This window comes from Streptomyces hygroscopicus subsp. hygroscopicus (assembly GCF_001553455.1).
Classification (GTDB): Bacteria; Actinomycetota; Actinomycetes; order Streptomycetales; family Streptomycetaceae; genus Streptomyces; species Streptomyces hygroscopicus.
Window position 1 is genome coordinate 1 of the sequence record NZ_BBOX01000252.1, and the last position, 7,485, is coordinate 7,485.

Below are 7,485 nucleotides of genomic sequence, written 5' to 3' on the forward strand. Positions count from 1 at the left end.
GCGGTGGCCAGGTCCACCGCCGCCGCACCCCGCCGGGCCCGCGAGCGGACCCGGTGCAGGGCGGCGGTGGCTGCCGCGGCGAGGCCGAAGACCGCGGCCTCGTAGCCCATCGCGTGCCAGAAGGCGGTGCCGGGGCCGGCGGCGGGTGCGGCGTACACCACGCCCGCGACCGCGACGCCGAGGGTGCCGCCGAGCTGCTGCGCGGTGGGCAGCAGACCCGACACGGAACTGGCCGCGTTCGCCGGAACCCCCTCCAGGACCAGGGAGAACACGGACGCGGTGAAGACGCCGAAGGCCATCCCGCCCGCCCCGAGTCCCAGCCACAGCGCCGGCCCGGAGGCCGCGATCGTGGCCGCGACCAGCAGCGACACCGCGGCCAGCACCCCGGCGGAGACGGCGAGGACCGCGGCGCCGTACCGGCGTACCGCCGCCTCGGCGACCCCGCTCCCCAGCAGTGCCCCGACCGCGTACGGAGTGACCGTCAGCGCGGTCTGCAACGGGCCGCGGTCCAGCGGCCCTTGCAGATGCAGCGAAAGGAGCAGGCTGAGGGACGGGACACCGGCGTTGAACACCAGCACCGCCCCGATCCCCCAGCGCGTCGTCCGCCCGGCGAGGGCGGACGGGTGCACCAGCGGGTGGGGCACCCGGCGCTGCGATACGACGAACGCGGCCAGCAGCGCCACCGCCGTGACCAGGCTGATCCACGTCCACACCGGCCATCCGGCGTCCTGGCCGAGGGTGAGGGGCAGGACGAGGAGGACCAGTCCGGACAGGGAGAGCCCGGCGCCGAGGGCATCGACCCTCCCCGCACCCGGCCGGCCGCGCCCCGGCGGGAGCGCGGAGGACAGCGCGAGGGCCGCGAGCCCGACCGGCACCGGAAGCGCCAGCGCGGCACGCCACCCCAGGCCGAGGGGGTCGAGCTGGAGCAGGATCCCGCCGAGCAACGGGCCCGCCAGCGAGGCGACCGCCATCGTCGCACCGTAGTAGCCCAGCGCGCGGGGCCGCCGGGCCTCGGGCACCGCCGACTGGATGACCGACAGGATCTGCGGGGCCACCAGCCCGCTGCCCAGGCCCTGAACCAGGCGGCCGACGACCAGCACGCCGGTGGCCGGGGCCGCGGCCGCGGCCAGCGAGGCCAGGGTGAAGACGGCCATTCCCACCACGAACAGCCGGCGGTACCCGAACCGGTCGCCCAGCCGGGCCGCGGTGATCAGCGAACAGGCGTAGGTCAGGGTGTAGCCGGCCAGCGCGAGCTGCCCGGCCCCCGGGCCGGCCCCCAGGTCCTGCCGGATGTCGGGCACCGCCACCTGCATCACCGTCACGCTCACCAGCTGGACGAAGGTCCCGGAGAGCAGCACCGGCAGGAGCGGTGCCCTCATGTCCGGTTCACCACCGGCGCGAGCAGCTCGGCGAGCTGGTCCGGCCGGGTGAGGAAGGGCGAGTGGCCGCCGGGCAGGGAGAGCACCTCGGTCGGCCGGTCCGGCACCGCCCGGTCCGCCTCGGCGATCATGAGGTCCTGGGCGGGCAGCGGAAGCGCGAGGTCGTCGGTCAGCCGGATGAACGTCCGCGGAACGCGACCCCAGCGCGCGGGGGTGACCGGCACCGGAGTGATCAGCGACGCGAGCGGCTCGTCCGGGTGCAGGGACAGCCGCCAGCCCTCCCGGTCGGCGGGCCAGTCGCCCAGGAAGGCCCGGTGGAGCGTGGCGACCTCGCCGGGGTCGGACGACAGCGGATTGATCCGGTAGGCACCGAGCACCTCGGGGTCACCGACCCGCGGGGCGTGGACGGCTCCGGCGTTCTCCGGGGCGCTGACGTAGTCGGTGAACCGCGGCCGGCCCCCGGGCACGAACGCCGACAGGTACACGAGGTGGTCGACCAGTTCCGGGGCCCGTTCCGCCGCGGCGGACGCCGTGCCGCCGCCCGCGCTGTGCGCGACCAGGACCACACGCCGGAACCGGTGGCGGACCCCGGCCAGGGCGGTCAGCAGCGCATCGGTGATCCGGTCCATCGTCAGATCGGCCAGCGCGGACCGCTCGGTGGCGAGGCCGGGCTGGCCGGGCCGCAGATAGCCGGTGGGAACGGGCGCGTCGACGCCGTGGCCCGGCAGGTCGACCGCGACACTCGCGACACCCCGGAACGCCAGGGCGCGCTGGGTCGCCGCCCAGTGCAGGGAGGAGTGCCAGGCACCGTGGACGAACACGGCGACGGCGGGGGGAGCGGGCTGGCTCATGAGCGGCCTTCCGGTCAAGGGGTTGATCGGAAACCAGCCCACACCGCGGGCACCCCGTTATCCAGCTTCATATCTCGACTACCGGTCGGCGATATCTTCGACGTATCGTCGACCCGTGGAAGCGCGTCACCTTCGCTATGCCCTCGCCCTGGCCGAACACCAGCACTTCGGCCGGGCCGCCGCCTCGCTCGGCATCGCCCAGCCTCCGCTGTCGTCCCAGATCGCCGCCGTCGAGCGGGAGGTCGGCGAGCGGTTGTTCGACCGTACGCCGCGGGGGGTGTTCCCGACCGCGGCGGGCACGGCGTTCCTCGAACGGGCCCGCCGCGCCCTGGACGAGATGGGCGCCGCCGTGGTGGACGCCGGGCGGGCGGCACGCGGCGAGACCGGGCTGCTGCGGCTGGGCTTCATCGGCTCCGCGCTGCTCGATCCGCTGCCGGGCGTACTGGGGCGGTTCCGGCGGGCGCGGCCGGACGTACGGCTGGACCTCGGGGAGATGAGCAGCCCGGACGGGACCGCGGCGCTGATCGCCGGGGGGCTGGACGTCGCGGTCGGACGGGGCGGCCCGCGCGGCCCGGGGGCGGAGGGACTGGTCACGGTGCCGATCGGGTCCGATGAGCTGATCGCCGTCGTGGCCGCTACGCACCCCTTCGCGGGCCGCCGGGCGATCGGCCTCGGCCAATTGGCGGCCGAGAACCTCATCGTGTCCCCACCGGATCAGGAGCCCGCGGTCGCGGCACGGCTGCGGTCGCTGTTCGACTCCGCACCGTCCCCGCTGGACTGCGCCACGACGTCCCGGGACATCCACACCACCGTGGGGCTGGCCGCCTGCGGAGTGGGCGTCGGGCTGGGACCGGCCCGGATGCGGCGGCTGGAACGCGGCGGCATCTGGTTCTGCGAGGTGACACCGCGCGTCCGGCTCCCGGATCTGCGGCTGTCGTTCCGCGCGGCCGACCGGTCCCCCGTGCTCGCCGCCTTCCTCGACGTCGTCCGCGCGAACTGCCGCGAGGTGGGGTCGCGACTCGACCACGTCCTGGCCCGCCACCCGGCCGTGCGCGGGATCGAACAGCCCGGTTAACCCGGGGCCCGCCCCCGGCCTCCCGGGAAAACCGCCGAGCACGGGTCCGTGGAACGGCGGCCGATGGCTCCCCCGGAAAGCGGACGGGCAGCACCCCCGCCCCAGCGCCCCGGCGCGCGACGGCGTCACCGTGCTCGGCGCCGCGGCGCCCGGCGACATCACCGTCCTCGGCACCGTGGCGCTCGACGGCGACGGGCGCGCGGCGCGGTACCGCCTGCGCGGCCCCGTCCACGCGGGCGAGCACCTCACCGCCGGCGGCGGGCCCTCGGCGGAGGGGCACCGGGCCGCGCATGGCCGCCCACCGGGAGACCCGGCGTGCCACGCCGTTGTGGCCTTCGCCCGGTCTCCCCGCGTCCGGTCCCGGTCCGACAGGTGGGGGGGGAAGGGGACGTGGTGAGCCGTCCCCGGCAGGCGGACCGGGATCGGACCCGACGGGGCCGGGCCGGGCCGTCCCGGGCCGGCTCAGCCGCCGATGTTCACATCGACGCAGACGTAGAAGGCGTTGGCGGTGTCCGCGATGTTCCAGACCGCGAGGACCTTCTGCTTGCCGGTCAGGTTGCCGAAGTCGACCTCGTGGGTGACGGTCTCGCCCGGCTGCGCTCCACCGTCGTCGATCTCCGCGATCTTCGAGTCGCCGACGAAGTACTGCCAGGTGCTGGTGGCATGACGTGCGGTCAGCTTCCAGGTGAAGCTGGCCTTGGACGGGACGGGCGTGGCCACCCAGCCCTTGCTGTCGTCGTCGAGTTCGGCGAACTTCTCGTTGCCGCCGCTGCAGCTCTTCAGCCCCTTGGGGCCTTCGACGCTCTGCGGCTCGTACTTGATGTCGCCGCAGGCCACGGTCCCGGCCGCGCACTGGGCCTGGCGGCTCGGCGGGGTGGAGACGTAACCGTGCGCGCTCGCCTCGCCCGCCGGGAGGCTGAGCGCGAGCAGGGGGGCTATCCCGGCGCCGATGACGACGGACAGCTTGCGCTTCATGTTCATGCCAACTCCTTCCCGACAAGGATCCACCGGACGGGAAACCTTGCCGTGGATGGGGATGTGTGGGGGGAGTGTGGGGGGTGGCCATGACGGAACGCGCCGAGGGCGCGCGGACGGACGCGGAATCCGCGCCGCCGCTAGGTCTAGACCATACCGTCTGTCCGTTCACGGTCAAGGGAACGGACGGATGTGGTCTGGTCCACTGGTACTCTCCCTGCCACCCACGGCCACGTTCCGGACGATCACCGAACACTTCGAACAAGCCGTTCCTCCTCAGCGGCACCCGCCCGTTTCCGGGCCGCGACACCACGCGGACCGGGCGCGCCGCCCGGCACCTCGCCGACGGCCGCGGCGATCTCATGCCCGGCGATGGCCGCCTCGCACGGCCACCGCCGCCACTAGGACGCCCAATGAGGCCCAAATGACGCCGTATGACACCGTCGCCGGAGCGCACGGCCCCTCTTCGCGGGCCCAACTCCCGCGCCCCCGCGCGAGTAACGACCGCACTCGGGCGCCTGCCCGATGGCCGGAAGCACACCCCTTGGAACGATCAACGAGCACACTGGCCTGACCGTCGGCACCACCGGACCGGCACGGTGTCCTGAATACCGCCGTCCGCCAGATGATCCACCTCGCCGGCGAAGAAGCCCCCCACGCTTGACGCAACTCCCCGCCCCACCACCGACCATCCCCGTCACGGAAGAAGCGCCCATGACCTCCACCACATCCGCCCGCACCACCGCCGATATCGCCCGCCTCGTCATACCCGCGGCCCTCGCCGCGGCGGTCGCCGTCCTCGTGGCCTATCTGATCTTCGACGCCGCCGGAGCCGACTTCGAGGTGACCATGTCCGGCGACGAGAGCACCGTGACCGCGGTCCAGGCCGGCCTCGCGGCCTTCCTGGTGAGCTTAGTCGGCAGCACCGTGGTGCTGCTCATCGCGCAGCGCACCGCCCGGCCGGCGCGCACCTTCGCCACCATCGTGGTCGTCGCCGTGGTCGTGCTGCTCGTCGGGCCGCTGGTGGGCGCCGACCAGGCCCTGACCGTCGTGGCCCTCGAAGTGCTGCACTTGGTCGCGGCGGCAGCCGTGCTGCTCGTCGTCCTGCCGCGACTCGGCGCCACCGCGGAACCGGTCGCGTAACCGCGGCAGGAGGGCCCCCGGAGCAGGACGGCGCCGCGCGAGGCCACCGGCGATCCCACCGGCCGCGGGCTGATCGCGTCCCGGGGCGGAAGCGGTCCGCGGATCACGGCTGTCGCGCCTGGGCGCGCACACGAGGCGCCCCTTTGCGGCGTCGTCAGCGGGCCGTGTTCGGCCCGCTGACGACGCCCACGACAGGGCACGCCCTCCCTCACCGCGGAGATCAGTCGGACCGGAGGGGCATTCGTCGGGTCAAGGAAGCGCGACGGCCCCCACCGAAACGGGGCCCGTTCAGCCGTACCTGCGGAGCCGACCGCGGGTACCGTTCTGAGCGATGAGGGTCAGAACGGAGTTGGCATGCCAAATCCAGGAAGCGAGCACACTGGCGCTCGCATCAAACGCGCCAGGCTCAACGCTGGGTACACGCAGCGCGAGTTGGCCGAACACACATACCTCTCCCTCGGAACCATCCGCAAGGTGGAGCAAGGCGAGCGGCTGCCGACGGTCGGCACGCTGACCGCCGTCGCCCGGGTCCTTCATGTGACGGTCGAGGACCTGACAGGCCAGCCATACCGCCATCGGCCGCAGGACGAGCAGGTGCACGCCCCCATAGCGGGCATCCGTGCCGCGCTGCGGCACTGGGACCTGCCCCCAGACTGGTTCGACCGCCCTCGCCCCCTGCACGAAGTACGCACGGATGTCACCACGGCACTGGAATACCGGTCCGCGGGACGTCTCTCCCGCCTCGGCCAGTTGCTCTCGGGCCTGATTGAAGAGCTGACCGCCTCGGTCCACCAGCACGAGGGGCGGGACCGGAGACAGGCGGCGCGTCTGTTGTCGTTCACCTACGACATGGCCCACACCCTCACCTACCGCTTGGGGTACCCCGACCTCCGGGGCCAGGTCGAGGATCGGCTGCGATGGTCTGCCGGATTGGCCGACGACCCTCTCCTTGTGGCCCTGGCCGAGTACGACCGCGTGCAGACCTTCAAGAGCGCACACGAATACGACGCGGGCCTACGGATCATGGAGATGGCACGCCGGCGACTGGTCGAGGAGGCCACCACGCGCGGTCCGGAGTACATCACCGTGCTCGGAGGAATGCGGCTCCGGGATGTGACCCTGGCGTCCCGCCTAGGCGACCCCGCGGCGACCAAATACCACGTCGCGGAGGCCCGTGCGCTGTTGGAGCAATTACCCCATCAGGATGACCGCAGGCACTACCGGCTGATCTTTGGACGGGGCAACCTGGCCATCCACGAGGTCCAGGCCAGCGTGGAACTGGCGCAGCTGGAGGACGCGGAGAAGACGATTCGATCCACCGTCCTGCCGGCGTCGGTCACGCCAACTCGACGGAGCGCCTGGCACGTGCACGCAGCCAGGGCGTACGTGGCTGCGGGGCGTCCGAAAAAGGCGTTGGAAGAGCTGAAGGAGGCGCGGGCGACTGCGCCACAGATCACGAAGTACAGGCCGATGGCCCGAGATGCGGCGACCCTCTTGAATTTACAGTTCCGGCATGTCCCAGAGGACTTGCGGGCGCTCAATAGCTGGTTCGGCATCAATTTGTCAAGCTGACGAGCGTGCGGAGGTACCCCGGCTTGGGGTACCTCCGCCTATCGCGGATCGGCACGATGTGACGGTCAGTAAACAGACCGTTGCACGGAGCCGACCATGACCACCCATAACCTGCCCTGGAATCCGCCACCCGCCGTGGACGTCGAGGCGTTACCGGTCGGTAAGTGGTGGGACGCCGTGCGGGCAGCGTCCATCGTGGGGGAACGTGCCCTGAAGACGCTCGGCGATGAGACCGGTGCCGTGATCCAGGACAAGTACGGCACCCTGTACTGGCTCGTCGCCGTGGGGTCCGCGACGAGCTGGCACCTGCGGCAGGTCCGCGTCCTGGCAGAACTCGCCGACGAGCGGACCTACCTCGGCGTACCGCCCGTCTCCTGGACGACGGGCCCCGGTTCCCACTGGCGCGTGCCGCTGGGGCCCGGCCGCTACCTGACCGACGCCTGGAGGCTGCGGGAAGCCCTGGCCGAGGCCGACCGCGCCGAGTACGGGC

General features: G+C 72.8%; 7 protein-coding genes. 4 read left to right on the forward strand and 3 right to left on the reverse strand.

Annotated elements, in window-relative coordinates; genetic code table 11:
- Positions 1–1,379: MFS transporter (locus tag AXW62_RS24560; RefSeq protein WP_060946412.1), on the reverse strand; the 1,379-nt coding region annotated here is incomplete at its 3' end.
- Complete coding sequence (locus AXW62_RS24565) at positions 1,376–2,230, reverse strand: alpha/beta fold hydrolase (RefSeq protein WP_060946413.1); 855 nt, start codon at positions 2,228–2,230, stop codon at positions 1,376–1,378. The genes AXW62_RS24560 and AXW62_RS24565, both read right to left, overlap by 4 nt.
- A gap of 115 nt (positions 2,231–2,345) precedes the next feature.
- Here AXW62_RS24565 and AXW62_RS24570 point away from each other — a divergent pair, with 115 nt between their 5' ends.
- On the forward strand, positions 2,346–3,305 hold the full coding sequence (locus tag AXW62_RS24570; RefSeq protein ID WP_060946414.1) for a LysR family transcriptional regulator: 960 nt from the start codon (positions 2,346–2,348) through the stop codon (positions 3,303–3,305).
- A 462-nt stretch (positions 3,306–3,767) separates the two neighbouring features.
- On the opposite strand, the gene AXW62_RS24580 is transcribed toward AXW62_RS24570, so the two are convergent.
- Positions 3,768–4,286 (reverse strand): lytic polysaccharide monooxygenase auxiliary activity family 9 protein, encoded by a 519-nt coding sequence (locus AXW62_RS24580; RefSeq protein WP_060946416.1) that lies wholly within the window; start codon positions 4,284–4,286, stop codon positions 3,768–3,770.
- A gap of 708 nt (positions 4,287–4,994) precedes the next feature.
- On the opposite strand from AXW62_RS24580, the gene AXW62_RS24585 reads away from it, so the two are divergent.
- From AXW62_RS24585 to AXW62_RS24595, 3 genes are all read left to right on the forward strand, one after another.
- Positions 4,995–5,423 (forward strand): DUF6069 family protein, encoded by a 429-nt coding sequence (locus tag AXW62_RS24585; RefSeq protein ID WP_060946417.1) that lies wholly within the window; start codon positions 4,995–4,997, stop codon positions 5,421–5,423.
- 354 nt (positions 5,424–5,777) lie between these two features.
- Positions 5,778–6,995 (forward strand): helix-turn-helix domain-containing protein, encoded by a 1,218-nt coding sequence (locus AXW62_RS24590; RefSeq protein ID WP_060946418.1) that lies wholly within the window; start codon positions 5,778–5,780, stop codon positions 6,993–6,995.
- A 96-nt stretch (positions 6,996–7,091) separates the two neighbouring features.
- Positions 7,092–7,485 (forward strand): hypothetical protein (locus AXW62_RS24595; RefSeq protein ID WP_079115773.1); only part of this gene is annotated, 394 nt, incomplete at its 3' end.

Bases quoted from the DNA above. Each gene is read 5' to 3' on its own strand.
- AXW62_RS24565 (WP_060946413.1), bottom strand. From the start codon at position 2,230: ATGAGCCAGCCCGCTCCCCCCGCCGTCGCCGTGTTCGTCCACGGTGCC.
- AXW62_RS24580 (WP_060946416.1), bottom strand. From the start codon at position 4,286: ATGAACATGAAGCGCAAGCTGTCCGTCGTCATCGGCGCCGGGATAGCC.
- AXW62_RS24585 (WP_060946417.1), top strand. From the start codon at position 4,995: ATGACCTCCACCACATCCGCCCGCACCACCGCCGATATCGCCCGCCTC.
- AXW62_RS24590 (WP_060946418.1), top strand. From the start codon at position 5,778: ATGCCAAATCCAGGAAGCGAGCACACTGGCGCTCGCATCAAACGCGCC.